Raw genomic sequence first — 26,716 nt, 5'->3', positions numbered from 1 at the left:
GCACAGGCTGCCGCCGCAACGTTCAAGTCCGGCATTGTAAAGGATGACCCGCGCGCCGTCGCGCCGCGTAATGCATCATCCCGACCTGCCCCGGCCACGCCCGCAAGCCCATCCAACCTGACAGCGCGGTTGCGCCATGCATGCCGCCCCGCGCTACGGAGCCTCGATTTGACCATCTACAGCATGACCGGCTATGCCGTCACCACCCGTGAAACCAGCGCCGGCACGGTCACCCTGGAAATGAAGAGCGTGAATTCGCGCTTCCTGGACCTGCAATTCCGCGTCAACGACGACCTGCGTGCGGTCGAACCGCTGCTACGCGAGGCCATCATGGGCCGCCTGGTCCGGGGCAAGGTGGAATGCCGCCTGTCCTTCGGCCGCAAGGTCGCCAGCGCCAACAGCCAGGCGCTCAACAGCAACGTGGTGGCGCAACTGGCCACCCTGCAGGACCAGCTGCGCGCTCAGTTCCCCGATGCGGCGCCGCTGTCGGTCAATGAATTGCTGCGCTGGCCCGGCGTGATGGAAGAAGCCGAGATCAGCCAGGAAACCCTGCAAGCCGACATCCTGGCCACCCTGCAACAGACCCTGGACGCCTTCGTCGACACCCGCGCCCGTGAAGGCGCGGCCTTGCAGGCCGTGATCCTGGCGCGCGTGGATGCGATGGAAGCGATTGTGGCGCGCATCACGCCGATGGTGCCGCAACTGGTGGAGCAGTTCCAGCAGAAGGCCACCGACCGCATGGCCGAAGCCCTGGGCCTGGCCCTGCAGACGCAGAACGGCGCGGCGCCGGTCGCTACCCGCGAGGAATCGCTGGAGCGCATCCGCCAGGAAGTCACCCTCTACGGCATCCGCATCGACATCGCCGAAGAACTGGCGCGCCTGACGGCGCACCTGGCCGAGACCCGCCACATCCTCAAAAAGGGTGGCCAGGTCGGCAAGCGCCTGGATTTCATGATGCAAGAGCTCAACCGCGAAGCCAATACCGTGGGTTCCAAGGCCGCCGTCAAGGAGCTGGCCGACGCTTCCATGGAACTGAAGCTGCTGATCGACCAGATGCGCGAGCAGGTCCAGAATCTGGAGTGAACTGAGGGCGAACTGAGGGCCGAGCAAGCAGCGCCCTTCACTACCCGACAATATTAGCCAAAAGACATTTTTCAGCGAGGACATCATGCCCGTCCAAAAACCCACTTCCGGCAGCCTCTTCATGGTGGTCGCCCCCTCCGGCGCCGGCAAATCGACCCTGGTCAACGCCCTGCTCAAGCAGGAGCCGGCCATCAAGCTGTCGATCTCCTTCACCACCCGCGCACCGCGTCCGGGCGAAGAACATGGTCGTGAATACTATTTCACTGATCCTGAAGATTTCCTGAAGCGTCAGGCTGAAGGCGAATTCCTCGAATGGGCCGAAGTCCATGGCAACTACTACGGCACGTCGCGCCTGATGATCGCCGACCAGATCGCCAACGGCACCGATGTGCTGCTGGAAATCGACTGGCAAGGCGCGCAGCAGGTCAAGAAGCAGTTTCCCAACGCCATCGGCATCTTCATCCTGCCGCCCTCGATCGCCGCCCTGGAAGAACGCCTGAAAAAGCGCGGCCAGGACGAGCCGCACGTCATCACCCGCCGCATCCTGGCCGCGGGCGGCGAAATCGCGCACTCTCCGGAGTTCGAATATGTTATTATCAATCAAGAGTTTGCCGTCGCTTTATCGGAGCTGACGGCCATTGTCCAGGCAGCCCGCTGCCGCTTCCCGCAACAAGCCGCCCGCAACGCCTACCTGTTCACCCAGCTGGGCATCCACGCGAGCTGAGCCTGCCAGGGCGCCGGACCGATCCAACCACACGCAAGACCGTCATTCAGGAGTTACTCATGGCCCGCATCACCATCGAAGATTGCCTCAAGCAGATCCCCAACCGTTTCCAGTTGACCCTGTCGGCCACCTACCGCGCCCGCCAGCTGCTGCAAGGCCACACTCCCAAGGTCGACGCCAAGGACAAGCCCACCGTGACCGCCCTGCGCGAAATCGCCGCTGGCAAGGTCGGCGTGGAAATGCTCAAGAAGGTTCCGGCCTGATCCTGGCTCGTCCATGAAGCTGATAACGGACAAGTATGAGCCTGACCACTACCGACTCCACCTTATCAGCCACACCTAGCCCCAAACGTGCCGCCGGCTCCGGCCGCACCGCAGCTCCCACCGAAGTCGCCCCGGTCGCCCACAGCGGCGTGGCGACTTTCGCGCACCTGATCCCCAAGCTCGAAGAGTACCTGACCCCTTCCGAACTGAAGAAGGTCAAGGAAGCCTATCGCTTCGCCGACGAGATGCACCTGGGCCAGATGCGCAAGTCCGGCGAGCCCTACATCTCGCATCCGCTGGCAGTGGCCGAGATCTGCGCCGAGTGGAAGCTGGACGCCCAGGCCATGATGGCCGCCTTCCTGCACGATGTGATGGAAGACCAGGGCGTCAAGAAGGAAGAGCTGATCGAACGCTTCGGCGCCTCCGTGGCGTCGCTGGTGGATGGTCTGTCCAAGCTGGACAAGATCGAATTCCAGAGCCAGGTCGAGGCGCAGGCAGAGAATTTCCGCAAGATGCTGCTGGCCATGGCCCGCGATGTGCGGGTGATCCTGGTCAAGCTGGCCGACCGCCTGCACAACATGCGCACGCTGGGCTCCATGCCGCCCGAGAAGAAGCGCCGCATCTCGCGCGAGACCATGGAAGTCTATGTGCCCATCGCGCACCGCCTGGGCCTGAACAACATCTATCGCGAATTGCAGGAGCTGTCCTTCGCGCACCTGCATCCGCTGCGCCACCGCACCCTCTCCAAGGCCGTGAAGGCGGCACGCGGCAACCGCCGCGAGGTGGTGACCAAGATCATGGAATCGGTCACCAGCACCTTGATCGCCGCCGGCATCCCGGCCCAGGTCGATGGCCGCGAAAAGACCCTCTACGGCATCTATCGCAAGATGCGCAACAAGCACCTGAGCTTCTCGCAGGTGCTGGATGTATATGGCTTCCGCGTGGTGGTGGACAGCTTCGCCAACTGCTACGTGGCCCTGGGCACCCTGCATTCGCTGTTCAAGCCCATGCCGGGCAAGTTCAAGGACTACATCGCCATCCCCAAGTTGAATGGCTACCAGTCGCTGCACACCACCTTGATCGGCCCCTATGGCACGCCGGTGGAATTCCAGATCCGCACCAGCGAGATGCATCGCGTGGCCGAATCCGGCGTGGCTGCGCACTGGCTGTACAAGGATGACGAAGGCAGCCTGACTGACCTGCAGCAGCGCACCCATGCCTGGCTGCAGTCGCTTTTGGACATCCAGAAGCAGACCGGCGATTCGGCCGAGTTCCTGGAGCACGTCAAGGTCGACCTGTTCCCCGACTCGGTCTACGTCTTCACGCCCAAGTCCAAGATCATCGCCCTGCCCCGTGGCGCGACGGCGCTCGATTTCGCCTACAGCATCCACACCGACATCGGCGACCAGACCACCTCGGCCATCATCAACCACGAGCCCGCCCCCCTGCGCGCCGAGCTGCACAACGGCGACATCGTCGAGATCATCACCTCGCCGACCTCGCGTCCCAGCCCCAACTGGCTGGGCTATGTGCGCACCGGCAAGGCGCGCTCGGCGATCCGCCATCGCCTGCGCACCGCCAACCAGGTCGAGTCGCAGGCCGTGGGCCGTCGTCTCTTGGGCAATGCGCTGCATACCCTGGGCATCGAACCGGAACTGCCGTCTCATATCGTCGAGCGCCTGCTCAACGAATCCAGCGCCAAGACCATGGATGACCTGTATGCCGAGATCGGCATCGGCACCCGCATGGCCCCGCTGGTGGCGCGCCACATCATGACCATGATGGACACTGGCGTGAGCGTGCCGCAGCTCGATCCGGAAGGCCACATGCTGCCCAACAAGCCCGACCCGGTGGTCATCACCGGCAGCGAAGGTGCGTCGGCGCAGTTGTCCTCCTGTTGCATGCCCATCCCAGGCGACCGCCTGACCGGCTATCTCAAGGCCGACCAGACCCTGATCGTCCACACCCAGGAATGCGACACCGCCAAGCGCCTGCACGCCAAGGAACCGGACCGCTGGATCGAACTGGTCTGGGGGCAGGACCTGAACCGCCGTTTCGATTGCCGCATCACCATCCTGATCCACAATGAACGCGGCACGCTGGCGCGCATTGCGGCCGAGATCGGCGAATCGGACGCCAACATCGTCTCGGTGGCCATGGATGACGAAGGCGGCAATGCCTCGATGAAGTACCTGCGCTTCACCATCCAGGTCGAGGATCGCGTGCACCTGGCGCGCCTGATGCGCGGCATCCGCAAGATCGACAGCGTCGCACGTATCCTGCGCGAACGCGGCTGATCCCGCCTTGCCCAGCCCTGCAAACGCCCGCTGATGCGGGCGTTTGTCTTTGTGCGCCCAGCATGGGCGCACTCCTGCGGGTGCAAGTCCCGCCATGAGCTGGTCACAGTGAATGAAGTGAAGCGCAACTGCATGAGGGCGACCAAGTGTGGGAAGGAAGCGTGGAGCGTAAATCGCGAGCCGATGAACAAGAATCGCATAGAAGGCGCTGCCGAGCAGGGCGAGCGGGCAAAGAACCGCGAAGCTCTTGTGACCAAGGCGAAGCGGCGTAAATGCGGCGGTTGTGCGATGAAGGAGTGCGTTCTTACCTGGGGAGACCTCGCCTCACGCCTGAAAGGGCGACGGTGTGAAACCGGAGCGAGGAGTCAGCAGAGGCCATAGTAGCCGCCATTTGGGGGTGAAGGGCCGAACGAGTAGGAGGACCGAAGGCCATGTTGCTCGGAGGTGCATTGCATCAGAAGCCTGCGCAAGCAGGGCGCGACGCGGTAAGGCGAGGTGAAGCCACGCCCGAAGGGTTGCGTGATGAAGCACAGACGGCGCATCAAGACACCGGAGGTCCGGGGCGAGCAGGCCTGCTGGAGCAGGTGCTCGCCAGAGCCAATCTGGTGAAGGCGTGGAAGCGCGTCAAAGCCAATGGCGGCAGTGCCGGGGTGGATGGGAAGTCGATCACTGAGACGGCGCAAGACCTCAAAACGCAATGGCCTAGGATACGGGAAGCGTTGCTGGATGGCAGTTACCGGCCGGAGCCGGTCAGACGAGTCCAAATCCCGAAACCTGAAGGTGGCCTGCGTGAATTGGGGATCCCGGCGGTCAGGGACAGGCTGATCCAACAAGCTCTGTTGCAAGTATTGCAGCCCATGATTGATCCGAGCTTCTCGGAACACAGTTACGGCTTTCGTCCGGGACGGCGGGCACGGGATGCGGTGCTGAAGGCACAGCAGCATGTGCAGGCTGGCTACCGGGTGGTGGTCGATGTGGATCTGGAGAAATTCTTTGATCGGGTCAACCACGACATACTGATGGAAAGGCTATCGAGGTGGATTGCGGACAAGGCCGTACTGCGGCTGGTACGTCGCTACCTGGAGGCTGGGATCATGGATGGCGGGGTGGTCAGCGAACGCTACGAAGGTACGCCGCAAGGCGGGCCGCTGTCGCCGCTGCTGGCCAATGTGGTGCTGGATGAGGTGGATCGAGCATTGGAGAGACGGGGACACCGCTTCGTGCGCTATGCCGACGACTGCAACGTGTATGTACGCAGTTTGAGCGCGGGTGTACGGGTGCTGGAAGGCCTGCGCAAGCTCTATGGGCGACTCCACCTGAAGGTCAACGAAGCCAAGACAGCGGTGGCGCGTGCGACTGGCCGCAAGTTCCTGGGATATGCCCTATGGCAAGGCCGGGACGGACAGATCAAATGCGCGGTGGCGGGCAAGGCGATGAAGACCTTCAAACAGCGTATCCGGGAGTTGACGCGTCGCACGTGCGGGCGCAGCCTGTCGGAGGTAGCGGAACGGCTGCGGACCTATATGCCGGGTTGGAAGGCATACTTCCAGCTGGCGCAGACGCCACGGGTGTTCCGTGAACTCGACGAGTGGATCAGGCACCGGCTACGCGCCTTGCAACTCAAGCACTGGCGTCGAGGGCCTACGATATACCGGAAATTGCGGGCGCTGGGCGCCTCGGAGGCGGACGCTACCAAGGTGGCGGCCAATAGCTGTCGATGGTGGCGCAACAGCTACCATCGACTGAACCGAGCCATGCCCATCGCTTACTTCGACCGGCTCGGGGGGCCTCGGCTCTGTTGACCTCAACGACTCGAACCGCCCGGTGCGGACCCGCACGCCGGGTGGTGTGGGAGGGGATCGGCCAGGTTCTGGCTGCCCCTATCCCGATTCTGGGATCCGTGTTGCGGGCAGCGCATGGCTGGGAGTCTGACAAGGCAAGTCTCGCTTCTCTGATAGGCAAGCGGCGAAGAGGCGAGGAAACTGAAGCTCGGGCTTCATCGGCCCACAATAAAATGAATATAAATAATATAAATCGCCATGCCCAAAAAACTGATCACGAGGACCCCTCGTCCCTCCGCACGCCAGGACATCCTGAAAACCGCCCAAAACCTCAAAATGGCCCGCTCCGCCCACGCCTACGTGCGCGGCAGCACCCTGCGCTTCTACAACTGGCTCAATGAAACCCAGGCCAGCAGCCTGCCCGAAGGCCCGGCCATCTGGATCTGCGGCGACTGCCACATCGGCAACCTGGGACCGGTGGCCAATGCCGAGGGCAAGATCGACATCCAGATCCGTGACTTCGACCAGACCGTCATCGGCAACCCCTCACACGACCTGATCCGGCTGGCGCTTTCGCTGGCCATGGCCGCGCGCAGTTCGGACCTGCCGGGCGTGATCACGGCCAAGATGATGGAGGTGCTGGTGGAGGGATATGAATCTGCCTTCCGCCCCGGTGACGACCTGCGCCTGGGCAAGAAACCGCAATCCGTGCGCGTGGCCCTGAAGACCGCCCATCGCCGCACCTGGAAGGAACTGGCGCATGAACGCATGCAAGGCAAGACCGTGCATATCCCGCTGGGCAAGCGCTTCTGGTCGGCCTCGCGAGAGGAAAGAAAAGAAATCACCGCGCTGGTGCAGTCGGCCCCGGCGCGTGCCTTGCTCACCGCCTTGCGGCATCGCCAGGACGACGCCGCCATCAAGATGCTCGATACCGCCTACTGGATGAAGGGATGCAGCTCGCTGGGCCTGCTGCGCTTTGCCGTGCTGCTGGATGTGAACGAACAGGCCAGCGAAAGCAGCGACCTGTGCCTCTTCGATATCAAGGAAGCCGTCACCGCCGCTGCGCCCCGCTACCGCGATGCCGGCATGCCGCGCGACAACGCCGAACGCGTCGTCACCGGTGCCCGCCGTCTTGCGCCGCACCTGGGTTCACGCATGCTGGCCACACGGCTGCTGGAGCGTCCCGTATTTGTGCGCGAACTGCTGCCGCAGGACCTGAAGCTGGAGATCGATCACGTGAGCCAGGAAGAAGCCCTGCGCGCCGCCCGCTACCTGGCCCGCGTTGTCGGCCAGGCGCATGCCCGCCAGATGGATGAAGCGACCTGCCGCGCGTGGTACACCGAACTGGCACGGCAACGGTCGAAGACGCTGGAAGTGCCGTCCTGGCTGTGGCGCAGCGTGGTCGACCTGGTGGCCAACCATGAGCGCGCCTATCTGGAACATTGCCGCCGCTACGCCCTGGGCGAGCAGGCCGTGGAGTTCTAAGGCGGACTCAGGCCGCTTTCTGCGGCAGCGAGAGTGCAGCGGCCTCGCGCTCCAGATGCGCCTGGCAAGCCTGCGCGCCCTTGTCGGCAATGCCGCGCTCGAGCTTGTCGGCGAAGAATTCGATGAGCGCACTGACCGCACTGGGCAATTGGCGCCGGTGCACGTACACGGCATAGAAGCCCATGGTGTCGCGCTGGTAATCCGGAAGGATATTGACCAGGCTGCCATTGCGCAGGTCTTCGGAGGCCAGCATGGTCGGCAGCAGCGCAATGCCCAACCCCGCCCGCGCCGCACGCAGCTGCCCTTGTGCGGTGTTGATGCACAGGCGCGGTACCACCCGCACGTTTTCCGGACCGTGCGGCCCTTCCAGTTTCCACACCGTATGCTGCGGTGCCTGCGACGTCGCCAGGCAGGCATGGCCCACCAGGTCAGCCAGGGCCTGGGGCGTACCTCTGTGCTCCAGGTAGCGCGGACTGGCGATGAGGGCCATATGGCTCTGCACCAGCTTTCTTGCCACCAGGCTGGAGTCGGGCAGCACCCCGCCACGGAAGGCCAGGTCAATACCTTCGGCGATCAGGTCGGCGCGCCCGTCATTGAGCACGAACTCCAGCTGCACCTTGGGATAGAGATGCATGAATTCATGCATCCACTCGATGGAGAAATTGTCGAAAAAGTCCACCGGCGCGGCCACCCGCAGACTGCCGGCGGGCTCGCCCTGGCTTTCGGTGAGGCTGGCGCTGGCGTGTTCGATGTCCTCCAGGCCCGGGGCGCAGCGCTCGAAGAATTCCCGCCCCGCCGCCGTCATGTTGAGCTGCCGCGTGGAGCGTTGCAGCAGCCGCACGCCCATGGCCGCCTCCAGCGCCTGCAGGCGGCGGCTGATGGTATTGGGCGGCATCGACAGCCTGCGCCCCGCCGCGGCAAAGCTGCCGGCGCGCACCACATGAACGAAAAGCCAGATATCGTTGAGGTCAAGCATGGGTCGATTTTTCCAATTACTTCCAAAAATGGACTGGTGAAATGCGATTCTCGCATCTATTGGAAGAAATGAAAACTAGGTATTGTTCGCATCAATGCAGACGTTCTCAGCGCTTCAGATTTCACCTCCCAAAGCTGATGAGCAATGAGCACGCTGCCTCTCGAACAATTGAAAGGATCACCATGAGCACCCTCCTGCATATCGACTCCAGCGCCCGCAGCGGCGGTTCCATCTCGCGCCAGCTGACCGCTTCCTTCGTCAGCCAGTGGCAAGCCAAGAACCCGGGTGGCAAGGTGGTGCATCGCGACCTCGCCGCCAACGCCCTGCCGCACCTGAGCGAATCGCTGCTGGGTGCCTACTTCACCCCGGCTGATGCCCGCAGCGCCGAGCAGGCTGAAGTGATCAAGCAATCCGACGCCCTGGTGGACGAATTGCTGGCCGCCGACACCATCGTCATCGGCGTGCCGATGTACAACTTCGCGCCGCCCTCCACCCTGAAAGCCTGGATCGACCACGTCTTCCGCGCCGGCCGCACCTTCAGCTACAACGAAAACGGTCCGGTCGGCCTGGTCAAGGGCAAGAAGGCCGTCATCATCCTCTCGCGCGGCGGCAAGTATTCCGAAGGTCCGATGGAAGCGCTGGACTTCCATGGCAAGTACCTCAAGGGTGCACTGGGCTTCATCGGCATCACCGATGTCGAACTGGTGGTGGCCGAAGGCGTGTCCATGGGTGAGGAAGCCGCCAAGCAGGCCGTGGCCAGCGCCGAAGCCAAGATCAACGCCAGCGTCTGATCACGGCGGCGTCAAGCATTCAACATCAAGCATCAAGCTTCAACCATGACGGGGTGCGCCGGCAGCAGCGGCGCACCCCGTTGTGCTTCAAGGATGACGGATGACGGATCAGTGATTGCCCAGCCCCTTGTGCATGCGGCGCAGGCCCAGCCACACACAGGCCGCCACCACTGGCACCACCAGGCCGGTGGCCAGGTCGGGATTGATGGGCAGGCCCGCCGCCTTGGCGGCCTTGCCGGCATAGCCGATCAACCCGATCACGTAGTAGGAGATGGCCGCCACCGACAAGCCCTCCACCGCCTGCTGCAGCTTGAGCTGCTGGGCCGCGCGGGCGTTCATCGATTCCAGGATCTGGCGGTTCTGCTGCTCCTGCACGATGCCGATGCGGGTGCGCAGCAGGTCGTTGGTATGGGCGATGCGCTCGGCCAGTGCTTCCTGGCGCCGGGCGATGGCCTGGCAGGTGTTCATGGCCGGGGCCAGGCGGCGTTCCATGAACTCGCCGATGGTCGGCACGCCCTCGATGCGCTGCTCGCGCAACTCCTCGATACGCGCCTGCACCAACCGGAAATAGGCTTGCGAGGCCGAGAAACGGTAACTGTTCTCCAGTGACAGCTTCTCGATGCGGGCCGCCAGCCCGGTGATCTTGCGCAGCACCCGCTCGTCCTCGGCCTGCTCTTCCGGGGTGCCGCCGGTGGATTGCTCGGACTGCACCATGGCGGCCGTCAGCGCTGCCAGATCGCCTTCGATCTCATTGAGCAGCGGGCCGGATTGCTGCGCATGGGGCAGGCCCAGCAGCGCCATCATGCGATAGGTCTCGATCTCCAGGATACGCTGCGCCAGCCGGCCGCCCTGCAGTTCACGCAAGCCGATGTCGCGCACGATGAAGCGCGAGAAACCGTCCGACTGGATCTTGAAATCAGTCCAGATCTCGCCGCCCTGCAAGACCTTGCTCGAACTCATCAGCTTGCCTTCGAAGATGCGCTGCATCTGGCGCGCCGTGCCAGCCGGATCATCGTCGCCGGGCTCCACCACCACGTGCGCGGCCACCATCAGCTTGCCCTTGAGCGAGAGCAGCCATTGCTGCGGAATATGCGCCAGCGGCGCGCGGGCAAAGGCATCGGCCGTCGAGATGGCTTCCTCATGCGCCTGGGCGAAGGTGTAGGTGGCGAACTCGGTATGGCACTCCCACTTCAGGCGGAAGCGGCCGAAGTCGTGATAGAAGTGCTTGGCCTCGCCACCCGGCGCTACCACGCCGAAATGAGCGCACAGGTCGTCCAGCAAGGCGTGCTGGGCGCTGGCATGGCGGCTGCCGTTGCCATCTTCGCGGACATAGACGGCCAGGTGCGTGAGCGTCTCCGAGCGTGTGAGCTGGAGGAAGGGGCGCGAATGCACCTCAGCCGCCAGGACGACGCGCTGCGGATGGTTCAGGCTGGCAAAAACGATGGACATGGGACTTTCTCGTGGATGATGGGAATACGGTCTTGCACCGGGACGCAGCACTCTTGGCGGTGCCGGCGTCCATCACAGGCCCGCATGCGAAATGCATGCCGGCCCCGGTAAAAAAGCAGAGGCCTACTGCGGCGCTGGATAGCTCACTTCAAGAATGGTCAGCTGTTCCAGCCCGGCCGGCGTCTGCAGCACGACTTCATCGCCCTCGCGCGCCTTGGTCAGCGCCCGCGCCACCGGTGAAATCCAGCTGATGCGGCCCTTGAGCGGATCGAGCTCATCGATGCCGACGATGGTCACGGTATGCTCTTCGCCGCGCTGGTTCTCATAGGTGACGGTCGCACCGAAAAAGATCTGGTCGCTGCCGTGATGCACCGAAGGATCGACCACCTCCGCATTGTCCAGACGCTTGGTCAGGAAGCGGATGCGCCGGTCGATCTCGCGCAGGCGCTTCTTGCCGTAGAGATAATCGCCGTTCTCGGAACGATCGCCATTGGAGGCAGCCCAGGACACCACCCGCACCACTTCCGGACGCTCTTCATCGATCAGGTGCAAGAGTTCATCCTTGATGCGCTGGTGGCCCTGCGGGGTCATGTAGTTCTTGCTGCCGGCGGGGATGGAGGGCAGCGCGATGTCCTCATCGTCATCGTCGCCGTCGGATTCTTTGACAAAAGCCTTGTTCATGCTGGATACGGTCCGGTGTGCTGGCCGCCGTGCGGCCTGTTGCGTGGTCGCCCTATTGTAGCCGCATGCAGGGCGCTGCAACGGTACAGTTGCGCCGATTAATGGCGGCGCGGCTGTGCTGGCGATCAAGGCTCGCCCTTTGCCGCGCACTCGGCGATAATCTGCTTTCCCGCCTGCGCGCAGGCTTGATCACAATCCACGCACCCACGACACGCCCATGTCTTCCCTCGCTCCCCGCTATCGCATCGGTCTCATCGCCAACCGCGCCCACCAGGACGCGCCCGATTCCGCCCTGGTCCAGCTGCTGACCGGCTCGCGGCATCGCATCGAAAGCCTGCAACCTGAACTGATCGTGGTCGGCCGCACGCTCGACGCCATCGGCCAGATGAACTTGCTGCCGGGCTATGAGCATCTGGTGCGCTTCCCCTATGGCCGGCACGGCGGGCTAATGAAGCTGGTCTCGCGCACCGTGGACGAAGATCCCGAGCGCACCCTGGATGCGGTGATCTACCTGATCGATCCGGTCGATCCCTCCTCGACCTTCCCGGAAGCGGTGGCGCTCAAGCGCCAGTGCGTCATCCACGGCAAGCCCTTCCTGTCCACCCTGGCCGGCGCCCAGGAGTGGTTCGAACTGGAAGCCCTGGCCAATGGCGCGGCACCCGATACATCGCTAGACGACCGTTTCCAGCTAGGCCAGGAAGGCATCGCCCTGATCGCCCACGACGCCATGAAGTCACGCATGCTGGAGCTGGCCGAAAAACACTTCGCCGTGCTGGACCAGTTCGCCTTCCGCTGCGCCACCGGCACCACCGGCGGCCTGCTCAACCAGTTGGCCATGAAGATCAAGGGCGAGGCTGGTCGCCATTGGGTCAAGCCCTTCCTCTCCGGCCCCTTGGGTGGCGACGCCCAGATTGCCGAACTGATCCTGGACCAGCAGTGCCGCCGTGTGCTGTTCCTGGAAGACCCGCACGTGGCGCGCCAGCATGAAGCCGACATCCAGCTGCTGGAACGCGCTGCCCGCACGGTCACGGCTTACGCTTCCTGCATGAGCGATGTCAAATGGGGCGATCGCTGGCTCACGCTGATCGGTCAGCGCGCCCAGTGACGCCCGGATGACTTCATCTTCCCCTGCCCCGCGCCGTCCGCGCCACTGGCGTCGCCGCCTGCTGGCGCCGCTGATCTACACGGCGGCCCTTCTGCTGATGCTGGAAGAATGGCTCTGGGACGCCAGCCAGGCCGTGCTGGCGCGCATTCCCGACTGGCCCTTGCTGGTGCGGCTGCAACGCTGGGTGGAGCGGCTCTCGCCCTATGCGGCGCTGCTGATCTTCCTGGCCCCCACCCTGCTGCTGTTGCCGGTGAAGATCCTGGCCCTGCTGTCGATCACCCACGGCCATCCCACGCTGGGGCTATGCATCGTGCTTACCGCCAAGGTGCTGGGCACCGCACTGGTGGCGCGCATCTATGCGCTGACCCGGCGTAGCCTGCTGTCGCTGGCCTGGTTCCAGCGCTATCACGACAAGCTGATGGAAATCAAGGCCCGCCTGTTGGCGCAACTGCATGCCAGCGCGGGCTGGCGGCAGTTGCAACGGCTGCGGCAGTCGCTGCGCGAAGGCATGCTGAGACTGCGCTTGCGCCTGGCGGCCACGCCCTCTTCGCCATTGGCGCGCATGCTGCGGCTGGTGCGGCGGCTGGTGGCGCGTATGCGCAGGCGTTGACGACCTGGAACCTGCGCGCCCATGAAAAAGGCTGCCTTTGACGGCAGCCTTTTTCATGGGCAATCGGCAGGGACGGCGACGTCAGTCGTCGTCATCATCGTCGATGAAGCCTTCGGGCGGCGGCGACATATGCATGTTCGCCTGCGCGCCGATGTTGTTGTTGGAGATGCTGTTGCCCCACTCAAAGGCATGTTTCTCGGCTTCGAAGAAGTCATCCGCCGATAGCTGCAGTTCATCGAGCAGGCGCTGCATCTCGGCCTGGTCCTGATCGCGCTGCTCGGTACACTCGACCAGCCGCAAGGCCACGCCGTAGAAGCCGGTGCGGCGCAGCAGCGCCTCGCGGATCTCGGTGCTCACGGTGATCTGGCGCAGCACCGTTTCCATGCTCATCCCGAAGAGCGCATCGACCAGCGACATGATGCCCACCGTGAAGGCCATCTCCGACATCTTGCGGCGACCCGGCCGGATCCTGGTGGTGATCAGCTCCAGCATCTTGCCGCGCGTGGCCGCCAGGATCATCAAGGGCGACATCGTATGCGCCTGCTCCTTGTCGGTATTGGCAAACAGCAGGATCTGCAGCCAGCGCTTCAACTGACGCCGGCCCAGCACGATCAGCGCCTGGCCCAGCGAATCGATGAACTTCTGGAAACCGTAGACCGGGGTATTGACCAGGCGCAGCAGGGTCAGGCTCAGCGCCACGTCGCGCTTGATGAAGCGCACGATTTCGCCATTGTCCACATTGCGCACCAGCAGAGTAAGCAGGTGCATGATGACCATCTTCGAAGCCTCCAGCTTCTTGCCCTGGAGGATCATCGGCCTGGCGAAGTAATAGCCCTGGAAATAGTCGAAACCGAAGGTGACGCAGTCATTGAACTGCTGCAGGGTCTCCACCTTCTCGGCCAGCAATTCCTTCTGTGCGCGCTTGAAATGCACCGACAGCTTGAGCAGCTTGCTGGGATCGACTTCCATCACGTCGATCTTGATGATCTTCACCAGCGGCAGCAGCTCTTCGATCTCCTGCGACTCGGCCACCACATCATCGAGCGCGAATACGTAACCTGCCTTGACCAGCTCGCGCACGCGCGCCACCAGCTCGGGCGTGACGCGTACGGTTTCCAGGATTTCCAGCACCACCTTGTCGTTGGGCAGGAAATAGATGAAATCGCTCATCAGCACGGCCGCATCGACATTGATGAAGCCCTGCAGATTGCCGATCACGTTGGACAAGCCCAATTCGGAGGCGTGGGCAATGACGGCGGCGGTGGCCGTCACGTCATCCTTCACATTGGCCGGCCCGAACGCGGCGCTGCGAAACAGCAGTTCGTAGCCGATCAGGTGCTGCTCACGGCTGAGAATGGGCTGGCGCGCCAGGTAGAAATCGAGCGCTTGATGAGTCGAGGTGGATTGGTCGGATGACTGATCAGACATGGTTGTTGTTTTGGCTACCTCAAGCGTTGCGTTAAATGTTGCCTCAAGGAAAGCGCGCTATTGTATGCCGACTTGGCATGACTTTGCCAAGAAACGACAGCGGCCGGACTCAAAAAATTCACAAATAATCACAACGGAGGCGTTATTTTCCATTACGTCTCACCCGATTCGAGGACGAATTCGGCGCTGTCATCCACCCCCAGCACATCGACCAGGTAAGGCATCAGCTCGCGCAGCATCGGCTCCAGCGTCCACGGCGGATTGAGGACGAACATGCCGCTATTGTGCAGTCCGAATCCATCCGGGGCCGGGCCATGGATGGCCAGCGAGACATTGAGCCAGCTCTTGGCGCCCAGGCGCTTGAGACGCTCGGGCAACTGGCGCGATTCATTGCGCTGCAGGGCGGGATACCACACTGCGTACATGCCAGTCGGAAAGCGCGTGAGCGCATCGGCCAGCACCTGGGCGACATGGGTATAGTCGCGCTTGTCTTCGTAAGGCGGATCGATCAGCACCAGCGCCCGACGCGACGGCGGCGGCAGCAGCGCCTTGAGTCCCTGGAAGCCATCGCCGCGATAGACCATCACCCGCTTGCCGCGCGCAGACGGGCGCTGGCCCTGGGCCGCCGCGTGGGCTTCGAGCTTGCGGAAGTTTTCTTCCAGCACCTTCACTTCGGTAGGATGCAGTTCGAACAGCCGCAGGCGATCCTGCTCGCGCATGACCTTTTCGGCACAGTAGGGCGAGCCGGGGTAATAACGCATCTTGCCGCTGGGATTGAGCGACCTGACCAGGTCCACGTATTCCTTCAGGGCCGGCGGCAGGTCCTTGCGGTCCCACAGCTTGGCGATGCCGGTATCGTATTCGGCGTTCTTGCTGGCGTAGTCCCCATCGAGCGCATAGACGCCCGCGCCGGCATGGGTGTCGATGACCATGTAGGCAGTGTCTTTCTGCCCGAGATAGCGCATCAACTGGATGATCACCATATGCTTCAGGACATCGGCATGATTGCCGGCATGAAAAGCGTGGCGATAACTCAGCATGGAAAATTCACTTCTAGGATGGGGTTGGAAATAGGATGACTGGACAAATCGACAACAGTGCGAACGCTCAGCATCGAAGAGATCATGACGTGTGACATTGTAACAAGGATACATGAGCAGTTGTCGGACTAATCCGCCATTGTTACAAAGATACAGCGCTGTGCGCCCCATGGGCGCGGCTTGCATCGCGTTCACGGGTCATCCCCAGATGCGAGCCCGATGATGTCGCCCAGCTCGACTTTCAGTTCCCCGCGCGATCCAGACGGAAGTAGGCATCCAGCAGCGAGGTCTTGAACACCACTCCCAGCAGCTGAGGATCGTCCGCACTGGCAATCACTGGCAGACGTTCACCCTGATGGTCGAGGAACAATTGCAGCGCTTCGCCCAGGGACATGTCCGGCGTCACCTCGTGCAGGAAATGCGGCCGCAGGAAATCGCGAGCCACCCGCCCTGCCGCTTCCTTCTTGTCCAGCAGCCAGGAAGTGATGTCCTGCAGCGCCACCACCCCCAGATAACGCTGGCGCCCGTCCACGATGTAGACATACTTGACCGGATACTTGAGGAACAGCGCACTGATCTCTTCCAGGCTAGCCTCTTCATGCAAGACCGTCTCGGCGGGCCGGATCAGCTCGCTCATGTGGGTGCCGCGCAAGCGCAGGCGCTCTTCGTTGTCGCGGTGGCGCTTCAAGGTGATCTCGTACATGGAGCGCCCGTCCACGCTGCGCGCCACCACATAGGCGACCACGCAGGACAGCATCAGGGGCAGCACCACCTGGTAGCTCAGGGTCATCTCGAAGATCATCAGGATGGCCATCAAGGGCGCATAGGAGGCTGCCGCCAGGAAGGCGCCCATGCCCACCATGGCATAGGCAAAGGGTTGCGAGATGTGCACCGGCAGCACGGCCTGGGCGGCATCGCCGAACAGATATCCCGCTGCCGCGCCGACGAACAGCGTCGGAGTGAAGATACCGCCCACTGCCCCCGAGCCTACGGTGATGGAGGTCGCCAGCACCTTCACCACCAGCACCATCAGCAGCGCCTGCCAGACCCAACTGGTATGCAGCAGCGAATTGACCAGGCTGTAGCCATTGCCCCAGACCTCGGGCACCTGCACCGAGATCAGGCCGACCAGCAGGCCGCCCACGCCCAGGCGCACCGGCAGCGGCAGGCGCAGCTTGCCAAAGCCGTGCTTGCCCAGTTCCAGCACGCGCAGGAACTGCGGCGCCAGCACACCGGCCAGCACGCCCAGCACGAGGAAGAGCAGCACTTCCCAGCCACCGATCTCGGGGAAATACGGCATCTCGTAGGCCGCGCGATAACCCGGCAGCTCGCGCATGGTGATATTGGCCACCACCGATGCCACCACCACGGGGCCGAAGCTTTCCATCACCAGCGAACCCAGGACGATCTCGGTGATGAAAAAGGCCCCGGCGATAGGCGCGTTGTAGGCAGAGGTAATGCCGGCGGCCGCACCACAGGCCACCAAGAGGCGCAGGCGGGAAGAAGGAAAATGCGAGAACTTGCCCACCAGCGAGGCGCACAGCGCCGAGAGTTGCACCATCGGACCTTCGCGCCCGATGGAGCCGCCCGAAGCAATCGAGGCCAGCGAAGAGATGCTGCGCAAGAGGGTATTGCGCACCGGAATGGCGCCATCGCCGATGGCCACCGCTTCCATGTAATCGCCGCCATTGCCGGCCGGGGTGCGCTTGGCCCAGACCAGGAACAGCCCGGCCACCACACCGCCGCAGGTCGGCAGGAGCACGCGGGTATACCACGGCAGGCCCTTGGCGATATCGACGAAGCTGCCGTCGTGGCCCGTCATCCAGATCTGCAAGAGCGCGATGCATTCGCGGAAGGCGATCGTGGCCAGGGCGCCGACAAAGCCGGCCAGCGCGCCCCACAACAGCATGGAATGGCTTTCCGAGACGCGGCAGGCGTTGAGCAGCCGCAGCCGATATTTGATCCAGAACTCACGCATCGCCGTCGTCCGGCTGCGTGGCGTTCATCAGCATATGCAGGTGCCGCAGGTCGGCAGCGATGCTGGCGGCCGCCTTCTTCTGCATGCGCCGATAGCGCGTCAACACCTCCTGGCCCAGCGCCGTGACCGCCGCACCGCCCCCGCGCGAGCCGCCGGTGGCGGTCGTCACCAGCGGGCTGGCGAAACAGCGGTTCATCTCCTCGACCAGCAGCCAGGCGCGCCGATACGACATCTCCATCTCGCGCGCCGCGCCGGAAATCGATCCGGTCCGGCCGATGGCCTCCAAGAGATCGGCCTTGCCGGGGCCGAAGGCGATGGTCTCGCCCTGCATCACACGCACGCGTAAGGTCTTGGAATCATTCATGCGCGTGATTGTACAAGGGCGGCCCGGTAGCGGCCAGGGCGGCGCTTAGAATTGACGTTCGTTATATCCTTGCGTATATTTCGCCACACACCACTACACGCCGCCCCGCGCTTTTCCTGCTTTGCCTTCCCTTTCCAGGACGCCTGATGCCAAATAATTCCCGCCTCAAAAACGCGCTTGGCGCAGCCTGTGCCGCTGCCCTGATGCTGGCCGCTGGCGCCGCCCAGGCCACCGATCTGGTGGTCTCGGCGGCGGCCAGCCTCACCAATGCCTTCAAGGAGCTGGCCCAGTCCTTCGAACAGCAGCACCCCGGCGTGAAGGTGGTAAGCAACTTCGGCGCCTCCGACATCCTGATGCGGCAGATCGTGCGCGGCGCGCCGGCCGATGTGTTCGCCTCGGCCGACCAGACCGCCATGGACAAGGCGGTGGCCGAACAAGCCGTCGATCCGGCCACCCGCAAGAACTTCGCCGCCAACCAGATCGTGCTCATCGTGCCGCAAGGCTCGCGCCTTGCGCCGACATCGCTGGCCGACCTGACCCAGCCCGACTACAAGCGCATCGCGCTGGGCAATCCGGCCTCGGTTCCCTTCGGACGCTATACCAGGACGGCGCTGGAACAGGCCGGCCTGTGGTCCCAGGTGCAGGCCAAGGGAGTCATGGCCGAGAACGTGCGCACCAGCCTGGACTATGTGGCGCGCGGAGAAGCCGACGCCGGCTTCGTCTTCGCCACCGATGCAGCCATCATGCCGGAGAAGGTCAAGGTCGCCCTGCGCCTGCCCTCCGAACAGCCTGCCACCTACCCCATCGCCGTCACGTCGGGCAGCAGGCAGCCGGCACTGGCCGCCCAGTTCGTGGCCTACGTGCTCTCCCCGGCTGGCCAGGCGGTGCTGGCGCGCTACGGCTTCCTCAAGCCCTGAACACCGCCGGTCTGCTCAAGCATGCATCCCGTCTGGACACCGCTGCTGCTGTCGCTGAAGGTCGCCGGCCTGGCCACCCTGCTCAACTTGGTACTGGGCGTGGCGGCCGCCTATGGACTATCGCGCTGGCGCTCGCCGCTGCGTGACTTCATCGATTCGGTACTGACCTTGCCCCTGGTGCTGCCGCCGACCGTGCTGGGCTATTACCTGCTGGTGCTGTTCGGCCGTCGCGGTGCGTTGGGCGCATGGCTGGAGCGCTTGGGCATCGAACTGGTCTTCACCTGGCAAGGCGCGGTGCTGGCCTCCACCGTGGTGGCCTTTCCGCTGGTGCTCAAGGCGGCGCGGGCGGCCTTCGAGAGCGTGGATCACCAGATGGAAGATGCGGCGCGGGTGTTGGGCGTGTCGGAGGCCGGTGTCTTCTTCCGCGTCAGCCTGCCGCTGGCCATGCGCGGCATCATGGCGGGCGTGCTGCTGGCCTTTGCCCGTGCGCTGGGCGAGTTCGGTGCGACGCTGATGGTGGCGGGCAACCTGCCGGGACGCACGCAGACCCTGTCGGTGGCCATCTATGAAGCAGTACAGGCAGGTGACGATCGCTCCGCCACCCTGCTGGTGGTGATCACCTCGATCACCTGTATCGTGCTGCTGATGGTGGCCGGACGCCTGACCCCGGACCGGGCGCAGCAACAACTCCGCTAAATCGTCTATCTCATTGACCTGCCCGTGAGCCTCGACCTCCAGATCCAGAAACAGCTGCGCGCCGGTGATCGCCGCTTCGAGCTTGACCTCAGCCTGGTCAGTGCGAGCCAGCGCATCGTGCTCTACGGCCCCTCGGGCGCGGGCAAGAGCCTCACGCTCAAGGCCATCGCCGGGCTGATGCGGCCCGACAGCGGCCATATCAGGCTCAATGGCCGTACGCTCTTTGACAGCAGTGCCGACATCGACCTGCCGGTGCAAGGGCGCAACGTCGCCTACCTGTTCCAGGACTACGCCCTCTTCCCGCACCTCTCGGTGGCGCAGAATATCGCCTTTGGCCTGGCGCGCGGGTGTTTCAACCTGCGCCGGCCGGCGCTGCATCCGGCAGTAGCAAAGTGGTTGCGCGCCTTCGAGCTGGACGACATCGCCCATAGTCGCCCTGCCCAGATTTCCGGCGGCCAGCGGCAGCGGGTAGCACTGGCGCGGGCGCTGGTGGCCGAGCCTGACATCCTCTTGCTCGATGAGCCCTTCTCGGCGCTGGACCTGGGCTTGCGCGAACGCATGCGCACTGAACTGGCCGAACTGCAGGCACACCTGCAGGTTCCCATGCTGCTCATCACCCATGACCCGGCCGACGTGGAAGCGCTCGGGCAGGCTGTCTTCGAACTGCGCGACGGTCGCCTGCATCAGAGCTGACGCCTGACGCCGACCGACGAAAAAAAATGCCGCACTCTTGTGGAGTACGGCATCAAGTTCGGGGATCACCCCACCGGCCCGCGCAAGGAATCGGGCCGGCGTACATCACACACATTCACTCAAGACTCGGATCATCGCGTCTTAGGTCAATCAGGCCGCCTTCTTGGCCTTGTCATCGAAGAACTGTTCATCCTCGGTCGAACCGTGCAGCGCCGTGGTCGAGGACTGGCCCTGCTGGATCGCCTGGGTCACGGCGTCGAAGTAGCCGGTGCCGACTTCGCGCTGGTGCTTGACCGCCGTGAAGCCCTTGGTGGCGGCGGCGAATTCGGCTTCCTGCAGTTCCACGAAGGCCGACATCTGGTTGCGGGCATAGCCGTGGGCCAGGTTGAACATGGAATAGTTCAGCGCATGGAAGCCAGCCAGCGTGATGAACTGGAACTTGTAGCCCATGGCGCCCAGCTCGCGCTGGAACTTGGCGATGGTGGCGTCGTCCAGGTTCTTCTTCCAGTTGAAGGACGGCGAGCAGTTGTAGGCCAGCAGCTTGCCCGGGAACTTGGCGTGGATGGCTTCGGCGAAGGTCTTGGCGAAGGCCAGGTCCGGCTTGCCGGTTTCGCACCAGACCATGTCCGCATACTCGGCATAGGCCAGGCCACGCGAGATCGCCTGGTCGATGCCCGGATGGGTCTTGAAGAAGCCTTCGACAGTGCGCTCGCCGGACAGGAAGGGCTTGTCGTTGGCATCCACGTCGGAGGTCAGCAGATCGGCGGCCTCGGCGTCGGTACGGGCAATCACCAGGGTCTTGGTGCCCATGACGTCAGCGGCCAGGCGCGCGGCATTGAGCTTCTCGACGGCTTCGCGGGTCGGCACCAGCACCTTGCCGCCCATGTGGCCACACTTCTTCACTGACGCCAGTTGGTCTTCGAAGTGCACGCCAGCGGCGCCGGCTTCGATCATCGACTTCATCAGTTCGAAGGCGTTGAGCACGCCGCCGAAACCGGCTTCGGCATCGGCCACGATGGGGGCGAAGAAGTCGATGTCATCCTTGCCTTCCGACCACTGGATCTGGTCAGCGCGGGCGAAGGTATTGTTGATGCGCTTGACCACCATCGGCACCGAGTTGGCCGGGTACAGCGACTGGTCGGGATACATTTCACCGGCCAGGTTGGCGTCGCCAGCCACTTGCCAGCCGGACAGGTAGATCGCCTTCAGGCCAGCCTTGACCTGCTGCATGGCCTGATTGCCGGTCAGCGCGCCCAGGGCGTTGACGAAGGGTTCGTTGTTGACCAGGTTCCAGAGCTTGTCGGCGCCGCGCTTGGCGATGGTGTGCTCGATCTGCAGCGAGCCGCGCAGGCGGACCACGTCGGCAGCGCTGTAGTTGCGCTTGATGCCCTTCCAGCGGGGGTTCTCTGCCCAGTCGCGTTCCAGGGCCTGGATTTGCTGTTCACGTGTGCTCATGTGGATCTCCTTTTTGGTCAATGATGAAGTGGCTTGAAAGTGGCTTGAAACCGGATGAAATCGTTGATTCCATGACTTCATAGTAGGCCTGCGGGAGCGGAGCAACAATGTCTTATATAAGATATCTGTAAAATTTTTATACGAATAAAATCAATAACTTATATCTTCAATTTCGCGATACGAAACAAAAATCCAGAGAATGAAAAAGGTTTTTGATGCAGCGCACCGGCACTTTTCACATTGCGGAATAAAGATTTCGTATCGTAAAAATCAGTCCATATGAAACCTCTTGCAGTCACGCCGTTCATACTCACTCTGCCAGCGTGCACCCCTCGGGTTGTTTAAACGCACAAGAAGGCAGAGAATAAGCGCCTAACTCAGCTAACGGTGATCCAACGCCGAACCGTCTTCATGCATTACGCCCTGGACATCCGCACTTTCCTTTTCAGTCATTATTTCTATACAGGAGTGCGGATCGCAATCGGGGTGGTCGGCCTGACCCTGCTGGTGTTCAACGTGGCCGACATGCCCACCACGATGACGGTGTTCCTCGGTGCGCTCTGCACCAGCCTGATGGACCTGCCCAGCCCGCTGCGCCACAAGTTCAACGAGATGCTGGCCGGCGTCTTGCTCTGTACCGTGGTCATGCTGCTCATCAGCCTGTGCGCGCCCATTCCCTGGCTGGTCAGCGCCATGATGGTGGTGGTGAGCTTCTTTGCCAGCATGATGGTGGTCTATGGCAAGAAGACCATGCCGCTGCAGTTCGCCGCGCTCATGGTGATGACCCTGTCCATGGAAAACCAGGTGCCCATTGCCGACGCCTTCCTGCACGCGGCCCTGTTCCTGGGCGGCGGGCTGGGCTACCTGGCCTATTCCATGGCGGTATCGTGGTTCCTGCGCCGGCGCATCAAGCAGCAGGTGCTGGCCGAGGCGCTCTTCGAACTGGCGCGCTATCTGCGCATCAAGGCCGACTTCTATGACGTCAGGCATGACCTGGCAGGCCAGTTCAACCAGCTGGTGCGTCAGCAGATCGTGGTGGCCGACAAGCAGCAGGCCTCGCGCGACCTGATCCTGCGTGATCTCTATACCAAGCAGGACGGTCTGCTGGTGCAGGTACACCTGTCCATGCTGGAGCTCTACGAGCAAGTGCTCTCCACCCATGCCGACTACGCCTTCCTGCGCCAGCACTTCGGCGACGCCGACGTGATGGTGTTCCTGCGCGACCTGGCCACCAAGGCCGCCCAGGATATCGAATCGATCGCCTACGCCATCACCCGCAACAAGGCTTCCGAGCCCACCGTGAACTACAAGGCCGAGCTGCGCGCGGTGCAGTTCGAAATGCACGAACTGGCCCAGCCCGGCCCGCGCCAGGCCTCCGAAGAAGCGCTGACCATCCTGCGGGTGACCTATAACAAGATCCGCGACATCATCGAACTGATCGGCCAGGTCCACCAGGCCACGCAGAACCCGGTCGACCCCATCCCCATCCTGCCGGGCTCGGACATGACCCCGTTCCTGACCCAGCAGAAGTTCAAGTTCAACATGCTGCTGGTGAACCTGCGCTGGCAGTCGCCGATCTTCCGTTTCGCCATCCGGGTGGCGCTGGCAGTGACCACGGGCCTGTGGATCGCCAACCAGTTGCCCTACATGGCACACGGCTACTGGATCGTGCTGACCATCGTCATCATCCTCAAGCCCAATTTCAGCGCCACCAAGCAGCGCATGGCCGACCGCCTCATCGGCACCGTCATCGGCTGCCTGATCACCATGCTGATCCTGCGCTTCGTCCACAATCCGCTGGGCCAGCTGGCAGTGCTGTTCGCCGCCAGCGTGGCCGCGCCCGCCTTTACCTACATCAAGTACCGCTACACCGCCATTGCCGCCTCGGTGCAGATCCTGATGCTGCTGAACTTGCTGGTGCCGGCCGGTCACCAGGGCGTCATCGGCGAGCGCCTCATCGACACCCTCATCGGCGTGGCCATCGCTACCGTCTTTTCCTACGTGCTGCCGGCCTGGGAATACCGTGACCTGCCCAAGCTGCTGCGCAACGTACTCAAGTCCAGCCAGCGCTACCTGACGGCCAGCCGCGACATGCTCGAGGGCAAGGTGCAGGACGACTTCTTCTATCGGGTCTGCCGCAAGGGTTTCATGGACAGCTTGGCAGCGCTCATCTCGGCGCTGGTGCGGATGATGGACGAACCGGCTACCAAGCAGCGCGCCGTGCGCGAGCTGAACCGCTTCATCGTGCAGAATTACCTGGTGGCGGCCCACATTGCGGCGCTGCGCCTGATGCTGCGCCGGCATCAGGAAAACCTGCCGCAAGCCCAGGTCAGCCGCCTGATCGAAGAAACCTACCTGGAAGCCAGCCAACACCTGGCCGAAGCCCAGCGCCTGCTGGCGCCCCAACCGAGAAAGCGTGGCGGCGCCGTGACGGTCTCGCCGCAAGCGCCGCAAGACAAGGCGCTGTCAGGCAAGATCGAACTGATCGGCCCACTGCCGCCCGAACCCGTGCCGGCCGAAGCCAGCGCCTGGTCTGGCTGGGACAACCTGCGCCGGCGCACCAGCCTGCTGAACCAGGATCTCAAGGAAATCGTCGTGCAGACCGCGGCCATCGACCAGATCCTGCGCACCCGCAAAGACTGAGGCCCGCACAAGGCGGGCCCCGGGAGAACGCAGCGGCGGCTTAGAGCGCGCTGCGCGAGACCAGCACGCCATCGACATCGGCATAGATCCAGTCGCCCGGATAGACCGCCACGCCGGCAATGCCCACCTTGATATCCGCATCCCCGGCGCCCTTGCGGAAGCTGCGCTGGGGATGCGTGGCCAGGGCGCGGATACCGACCTCGCAGGCATTGAGTTCCGCCGCATCGCGCACACAGCCGTTGACCAGGATGCCGGCCCAGCCATTGTCCTGCGCCAGTTGCGCCAGGTTGCCGCCCACCAGGGCGCAACGCAGGCTGCCGCCGCCATCGACCACCAGCACATGGCCCTGGCCTGGCGTTTCCAGGGTGGCGCGCACCAGTACATTGTCCTCGAACACCTTGAGCGTGCGGGCCGGGCCGCAGAAGGACTGCTTGCGGCCGAAGGATGCGAAGATCGGCGGCAACACGTGCAGTGTGCCGGCGGCGAACTTGTCTTCATGGGCGTCGCACAGGTCGCAGGTGGCGAAAGTCATGGGAACTCCTCCGTAGTCTGGGTAGGGACAGCCTACACCGACAGGATGCGATGCAGGCGCTTCTGGTCGAACATACGGGAATCGGCCACACGCAGCAAGGTTTCCACGTCCAGGCCGTCATCCGGATAGAGCGAGACGCCGACCGAGGCATCGACCACATACTGCTGGCCCTCCCGTCCGGGGATAGGCTTGTTGACGGCGTGCCGGATCTTGTCGGCAATGCTGCGGGCTGCTTCCATATCGCTCACCCCGTGCAGGTAGACCACGAACTCGTCGCCGCCGAAGCGCGCGACCGAATCATCATGGCGCAGGGTATGCTGCAGACGCTGGGCGATGCTCACCAGTACCTTGTCACCCTCGTCATGGCCGTATTCGTCATTGACCGCCTTGAAGCGGTCCAGGTCAATGAACAGCAAACCGAAATGCAAGGGACTGCCATCGACGCAGTTGCTGCGACGGAAATCAATCTGGGCAATCAGCGAATCGCGGTTGAGCACATTGGTGAGGCGGTCGGTGCGCAGGTTGCGTTCCATCTCCACGAAGCTTTGCGCCAGCTGGCCGATCTCGTCATTGCGATTGATATTGAGGTCCGGGAAAGGACCGCCATTGCCGATGCTCTTGGCCGCCTGGGTCAGCCTGCGGATGTCGCGCAAGACCCAGCGCAGCAACAGGAAGCCGATCACGAAGGTCAGGCACACCGCCATGAGCCCCAGCATCAGCGTCTGGTAGACACCGCTGGTGACCGAACCGAGGAAGTCCGAGCGCGGCGCCGCGCTGATGGCCAACCAGTCCAGACCGGCGGCATCGTGGTGCAAGCGGAAGGCCACTTCGATCTTGCCCCCTTCGGTACGCGAACTCAGCAGCACCAGGCTGCCGGACTGGGCAGGCTGTCGGGCCAGATAACGATGCACCTCCTCATAGGCCTGTCGCACCAGGGGCGAGCTACTCTGGCTGGCGTTGAGGCGGCGCAGGTCGGGATCCTGGTCGCGGATCTGGTGCAGGGGCTCATCGATGGAATCGGCAATCATGTCGCCGTTGAGTTCGGTGACAAAGGCCACGCCGTGCGCCCCCAGCGGCAGCGCGCGCAGCAGCGTGGTCAGACGTAACAGGCCGATGCTGCTGTTGGCCACGCCCAGAAGCTTGCCGTTGGCATCGAAGATGGGCTTGGAGAGGTTGATGCCCAGGTGCTTCTGGCGATAGTCCGCATACACCGAAGACCAGGTCTCGCGCCCGCGCTGCACCGCCTGCACATACCAGGGGCGCTTGCGCGGTTCATATTCCTGGGTCGCCACCAGTTCCATGGGCGTACCGGGACCGCGCAGCTGGTACACGTAGTTCTTGTCATCGGGTTCGCGCACGCTGTAGGTGAACTGGCTGCCCTCCTCCTGCTTGATGCCCAGGAAGCTGCCATCGGCGCCGCCGAAATAGACATAGCTGGGATCCTCGAACATCAGGTTGGCCAGCCAGAGCCGCTCTTCCAGCTCCTTGCGGTCGACCGGAAAAGGCAGCATGGCGGGGGACTGCCCCGGAGCGGCAGTACGCACGGCCGCCGGCGCCACCACGTTGAGGCTTTCGCGCGCTCCCATGGTCTGCCGGTCGATAGCCTGGCTGACCCGACCGATCACTTCGGTGAGCGCATTGCGGGCCAGCACCTCGGTGGCGTCGTCACCGGCGCGATAGAGGAACCACCCGATGGTCAGCACCAGGCAGACCATCAGGAAAACG

The 26,716-nt window shown here is 63.3% G+C and carries 23 protein-coding genes; 13 read left to right on the top strand and 10 right to left on the bottom strand.

Going from position 1 to position 26,716, the window contains the following annotated elements:
* Window positions 1-168: 168 nt before the first annotated feature.
* The 6 genes from BGK68_RS17775 (at window position 169) to BGK68_RS17745 (ending at window position 7,633) form a co-directional block, all read left to right on the top strand.
* Window positions 169-1,083 carry a YicC/YloC family endoribonuclease gene (locus BGK68_RS17775; protein WP_083657841.1) on the top strand — a complete coding sequence of 305 codons (915 nt, stop codon included), beginning with the start codon at window positions 169-171 and terminating at the stop codon, window positions 1,081-1,083.
* A gap of 85 nt (window positions 1,084-1,168) precedes the next feature.
* Complete coding sequence (gmk, locus tag BGK68_RS17770) at window positions 1,169-1,807, top strand: guanylate kinase (RefSeq protein WP_013234111.1); 639 nt, start codon at window positions 1,169-1,171, stop codon at window positions 1,805-1,807.
* 59 nt (window positions 1,808-1,866) lie between these two features.
* Window positions 1,867-2,070: a DNA-directed RNA polymerase subunit omega gene (rpoZ, locus tag BGK68_RS17765; protein ID WP_008112385.1), complete on the top strand. Its 204-nt coding sequence runs from the start codon at window positions 1,867-1,869 to the stop codon at window positions 2,068-2,070.
* A gap of 35 nt (window positions 2,071-2,105) precedes the next feature.
* A complete protein-coding gene (locus BGK68_RS17760; protein WP_075258176.1) occupies window positions 2,106-4,367 on the top strand; it encodes a RelA/SpoT family protein in 2,262 nt (753 codons plus the stop codon).
* Window positions 4,368-4,798: 431 nt separating this feature from the next.
* Complete coding sequence (gene ltrA / locus BGK68_RS17750) at window positions 4,799-6,169, top strand: group II intron reverse transcriptase/maturase (protein WP_075258175.1); 1,371 nt, start codon at window positions 4,799-4,801, stop codon at window positions 6,167-6,169.
* Window positions 6,170-6,406: 237 nt separating this feature from the next.
* Complete coding sequence (locus BGK68_RS17745) at window positions 6,407-7,633, top strand: DUF2252 family protein (RefSeq protein ID WP_075258174.1); 1,227 nt, start codon at window positions 6,407-6,409, stop codon at window positions 7,631-7,633.
* A gap of 7 nt (window positions 7,634-7,640) precedes the next feature.
* On the opposite strand, the gene BGK68_RS17740 is transcribed toward BGK68_RS17745, so the two are convergent.
* Window positions 7,641-8,609, bottom strand: coding sequence for a LysR family transcriptional regulator (locus tag BGK68_RS17740; protein WP_075258173.1), 969 nt, complete (start codon window positions 8,607-8,609; stop codon window positions 7,641-7,643).
* 182 nt (window positions 8,610-8,791) lie between these two features.
* On the opposite strand from BGK68_RS17740, the gene BGK68_RS17735 reads away from it, so the two are divergent.
* Window positions 8,792-9,400: an FMN-dependent NADH-azoreductase gene (locus tag BGK68_RS17735; protein WP_075258172.1), complete on the top strand. Its 609-nt coding sequence runs from the start codon at window positions 8,792-8,794 to the stop codon at window positions 9,398-9,400.
* Window positions 9,401-9,508: 108 nt separating this feature from the next.
* On the opposite strand, the gene BGK68_RS17730 is transcribed toward BGK68_RS17735, so the two are convergent.
* The gene (locus tag BGK68_RS17730; protein ID WP_075258171.1) at window positions 9,509-10,849 is read right to left on the bottom strand and encodes a DUF3422 family protein; all 1,341 of its coding nucleotides are present in this window, start codon (window positions 10,847-10,849) and stop codon (window positions 9,509-9,511) included.
* Between the two features lie 123 nt (window positions 10,850-10,972).
* Window positions 10,973-11,530, bottom strand: a complete 558-nt coding sequence (gene greB / locus BGK68_RS17725) for a transcription elongation factor GreB (protein ID WP_075258170.1) — start codon at window positions 11,528-11,530, stop codon at window positions 10,973-10,975.
* A 217-nt stretch (window positions 11,531-11,747) separates the two neighbouring features.
* On the opposite strand from greB, the gene BGK68_RS17720 reads away from it, so the two are divergent.
* Window positions 11,748-12,635, top strand: coding sequence for a methylglyoxal synthase (locus BGK68_RS17720; protein ID WP_075258169.1), 888 nt, complete (start codon window positions 11,748-11,750; stop codon window positions 12,633-12,635).
* Window positions 12,636-12,642: 7 nt separating this feature from the next.
* Window positions 12,643-13,245 (top strand): hypothetical protein, encoded by a 603-nt coding sequence (locus BGK68_RS28050; RefSeq protein WP_075258168.1) that lies wholly within the window; start codon window positions 12,643-12,645, stop codon window positions 13,243-13,245.
* Window positions 13,246-13,326: 81 nt separating this feature from the next.
* Here the strand turns inward: BGK68_RS28050 and BGK68_RS17710 are convergent, their stop codons facing one another.
* The 4 genes from BGK68_RS17710 to BGK68_RS17695 form a co-directional block, all read right to left on the bottom strand.
* Complete coding sequence (locus tag BGK68_RS17710; RefSeq protein WP_075258167.1) at window positions 13,327-14,673, bottom strand: EAL and HDOD domain-containing protein; 1,347 nt, start codon at window positions 14,671-14,673, stop codon at window positions 13,327-13,329.
* Between the two features lie 152 nt (window positions 14,674-14,825).
* Window positions 14,826-15,713, bottom strand: coding sequence for a 23S rRNA (adenine(2030)-N(6))-methyltransferase RlmJ (locus BGK68_RS17705; protein ID WP_075258166.1), 888 nt, complete (start codon window positions 15,711-15,713; stop codon window positions 14,826-14,828).
* Window positions 15,714-15,954: 241 nt separating this feature from the next.
* Window positions 15,955-17,691, bottom strand: coding sequence for a ClcB-like voltage-gated chloride channel protein (locus BGK68_RS17700; protein ID WP_075258165.1), 1,737 nt, complete (start codon window positions 17,689-17,691; stop codon window positions 15,955-15,957).
* Window positions 17,684-18,055 (bottom strand): winged helix-turn-helix domain-containing protein, encoded by a 372-nt coding sequence (locus BGK68_RS17695; RefSeq protein ID WP_075258164.1) that lies wholly within the window; start codon window positions 18,053-18,055, stop codon window positions 17,684-17,686. The genes BGK68_RS17700 and BGK68_RS17695 overlap by 8 nt, the downstream gene beginning before the upstream one ends.
* A gap of 146 nt (window positions 18,056-18,201) precedes the next feature.
* Between BGK68_RS17695 and modA the strand changes: the two genes are divergently transcribed.
* Genes modA through BGK68_RS17680 form a run of 3 tightly spaced genes read left to right on the top strand, consistent with a single transcriptional unit; the run spans window position 18,202 to window position 20,361 of the window.
* Window positions 18,202-18,972, top strand: coding sequence for a molybdate ABC transporter substrate-binding protein (gene modA / locus BGK68_RS17690; protein ID WP_075258163.1), 771 nt, complete (start codon window positions 18,202-18,204; stop codon window positions 18,970-18,972).
* A 21-nt stretch (window positions 18,973-18,993) separates the two neighbouring features.
* Window positions 18,994-19,668, top strand: a complete 675-nt coding sequence (modB, locus tag BGK68_RS17685) for a molybdate ABC transporter permease subunit (protein ID WP_075258162.1) — start codon at window positions 18,994-18,996, stop codon at window positions 19,666-19,668.
* Window positions 19,669-19,692: 24 nt separating this feature from the next.
* A complete protein-coding gene (locus BGK68_RS17680; RefSeq protein ID WP_075258161.1) occupies window positions 19,693-20,361 on the top strand; it encodes a sulfate/molybdate ABC transporter ATP-binding protein in 669 nt (222 codons plus the stop codon).
* Between the two features lie 150 nt (window positions 20,362-20,511).
* On the opposite strand, the gene aceA is transcribed toward BGK68_RS17680, so the two are convergent.
* Complete coding sequence (aceA, locus tag BGK68_RS17675; protein WP_013234096.1) at window positions 20,512-21,816, bottom strand: isocitrate lyase; 1,305 nt, start codon at window positions 21,814-21,816, stop codon at window positions 20,512-20,514.
* A gap of 411 nt (window positions 21,817-22,227) precedes the next feature.
* Between aceA and BGK68_RS17670 the strand changes: the two genes are divergently transcribed.
* On the top strand, window positions 22,228-24,459 hold the full coding sequence (locus BGK68_RS17670; protein ID WP_075258160.1) for an FUSC family membrane protein: 2,232 nt from the start codon (window positions 22,228-22,230) through the stop codon (window positions 24,457-24,459).
* A gap of 40 nt (window positions 24,460-24,499) precedes the next feature.
* Here the strand turns inward: BGK68_RS17670 and rraA are convergent, their stop codons facing one another.
* Entirely contained in the window at window positions 24,500-24,991 is a 492-nt protein-coding gene (rraA, locus tag BGK68_RS17665; RefSeq protein ID WP_075258159.1) for a ribonuclease E activity regulator RraA, read from the bottom strand.
* A gap of 32 nt (window positions 24,992-25,023) precedes the next feature.
* Window positions 25,024-26,694, bottom strand: a complete 1,671-nt coding sequence (locus BGK68_RS17660) for a diguanylate cyclase (RefSeq protein ID WP_456077588.1) — start codon at window positions 26,692-26,694, stop codon at window positions 25,024-25,026.
* Between the last annotated feature and the right edge of the window lie 22 nt (window positions 26,695-26,716).

The organism is Herbaspirillum camelliae (assembly GCF_001929405.1).
Taxonomy (GTDB): domain Bacteria; phylum Pseudomonadota; class Gammaproteobacteria; order Burkholderiales; family Burkholderiaceae_D; genus Herbaspirillum; species Herbaspirillum seropedicae.
The sequence above is the reverse complement of the archived record's forward strand: the minus strand, read 5'-3'. Positions and strand labels throughout refer to the sequence as shown.

What these genes read in the sequence shown, in the direction of transcription:
- BGK68_RS17740 (WP_075258173.1), bottom strand. Translation starts at nt 8,609, where the DNA reads ATGCTTGACCTCAACGATATCTGGCTTTTCGTTCATGTGGTGCGCGCC.
- BGK68_RS28050 (WP_075258168.1), top strand. Translation starts at nt 12,643, where the DNA reads ATGACTTCATCTTCCCCTGCCCCGCGCCGTCCGCGCCACTGGCGTCGC.
- BGK68_RS17695 (WP_075258164.1), bottom strand. Translation starts at nt 18,055, where the DNA reads ATGAATGATTCCAAGACCTTACGCGTGCGTGTGATGCAGGGCGAGACC.
- gmk (WP_013234111.1), top strand. Translation starts at nt 1,169, where the DNA reads ATGCCCGTCCAAAAACCCACTTCCGGCAGCCTCTTCATGGTGGTCGCC.
- BGK68_RS17760 (WP_075258176.1), top strand. Translation starts at nt 2,106, where the DNA reads ATGAGCCTGACCACTACCGACTCCACCTTATCAGCCACACCTAGCCCC.
- BGK68_RS17735 (WP_075258172.1), top strand. Translation starts at nt 8,792, where the DNA reads ATGAGCACCCTCCTGCATATCGACTCCAGCGCCCGCAGCGGCGGTTCC.
- ltrA (WP_075258175.1), top strand. Translation starts at nt 4,799, where the DNA reads ATGTTGCTCGGAGGTGCATTGCATCAGAAGCCTGCGCAAGCAGGGCGC.
- rpoZ (WP_008112385.1), top strand. Translation starts at nt 1,867, where the DNA reads ATGGCCCGCATCACCATCGAAGATTGCCTCAAGCAGATCCCCAACCGT.
- BGK68_RS17700 (WP_075258165.1), bottom strand. Translation starts at nt 17,691, where the DNA reads ATGCGTGAGTTCTGGATCAAATATCGGCTGCGGCTGCTCAACGCCTGC.
- rraA (WP_075258159.1), bottom strand. Translation starts at nt 24,991, where the DNA reads ATGACTTTCGCCACCTGCGACCTGTGCGACGCCCATGAAGACAAGTTC.
- aceA (WP_013234096.1), bottom strand. Translation starts at nt 21,816, where the DNA reads ATGAGCACACGTGAACAGCAAATCCAGGCCCTGGAACGCGACTGGGCA.
- modA (WP_075258163.1), top strand. Translation starts at nt 18,202, where the DNA reads ATGCCAAATAATTCCCGCCTCAAAAACGCGCTTGGCGCAGCCTGTGCC.
- BGK68_RS17720 (WP_075258169.1), top strand. Translation starts at nt 11,748, where the DNA reads ATGTCTTCCCTCGCTCCCCGCTATCGCATCGGTCTCATCGCCAACCGC.
- BGK68_RS17730 (WP_075258171.1), bottom strand. Translation starts at nt 10,849, where the DNA reads ATGTCCATCGTTTTTGCCAGCCTGAACCATCCGCAGCGCGTCGTCCTG.
- BGK68_RS17705 (WP_075258166.1), bottom strand. Translation starts at nt 15,713, where the DNA reads ATGCTGAGTTATCGCCACGCTTTTCATGCCGGCAATCATGCCGATGTC.
- BGK68_RS17710 (WP_075258167.1), bottom strand. Translation starts at nt 14,673, where the DNA reads ATGTCTGATCAGTCATCCGACCAATCCACCTCGACTCATCAAGCGCTC.
- greB (WP_075258170.1), bottom strand. Translation starts at nt 11,530, where the DNA reads ATGAACAAGGCTTTTGTCAAAGAATCCGACGGCGACGATGACGATGAG.
- BGK68_RS17670 (WP_075258160.1), top strand. Translation starts at nt 22,228, where the DNA reads ATGCATTACGCCCTGGACATCCGCACTTTCCTTTTCAGTCATTATTTC.
- modB (WP_075258162.1), top strand. Translation starts at nt 18,994, where the DNA reads ATGCATCCCGTCTGGACACCGCTGCTGCTGTCGCTGAAGGTCGCCGGC.
- BGK68_RS17745 (WP_075258174.1), top strand. Translation starts at nt 6,407, where the DNA reads ATGCCCAAAAAACTGATCACGAGGACCCCTCGTCCCTCCGCACGCCAG.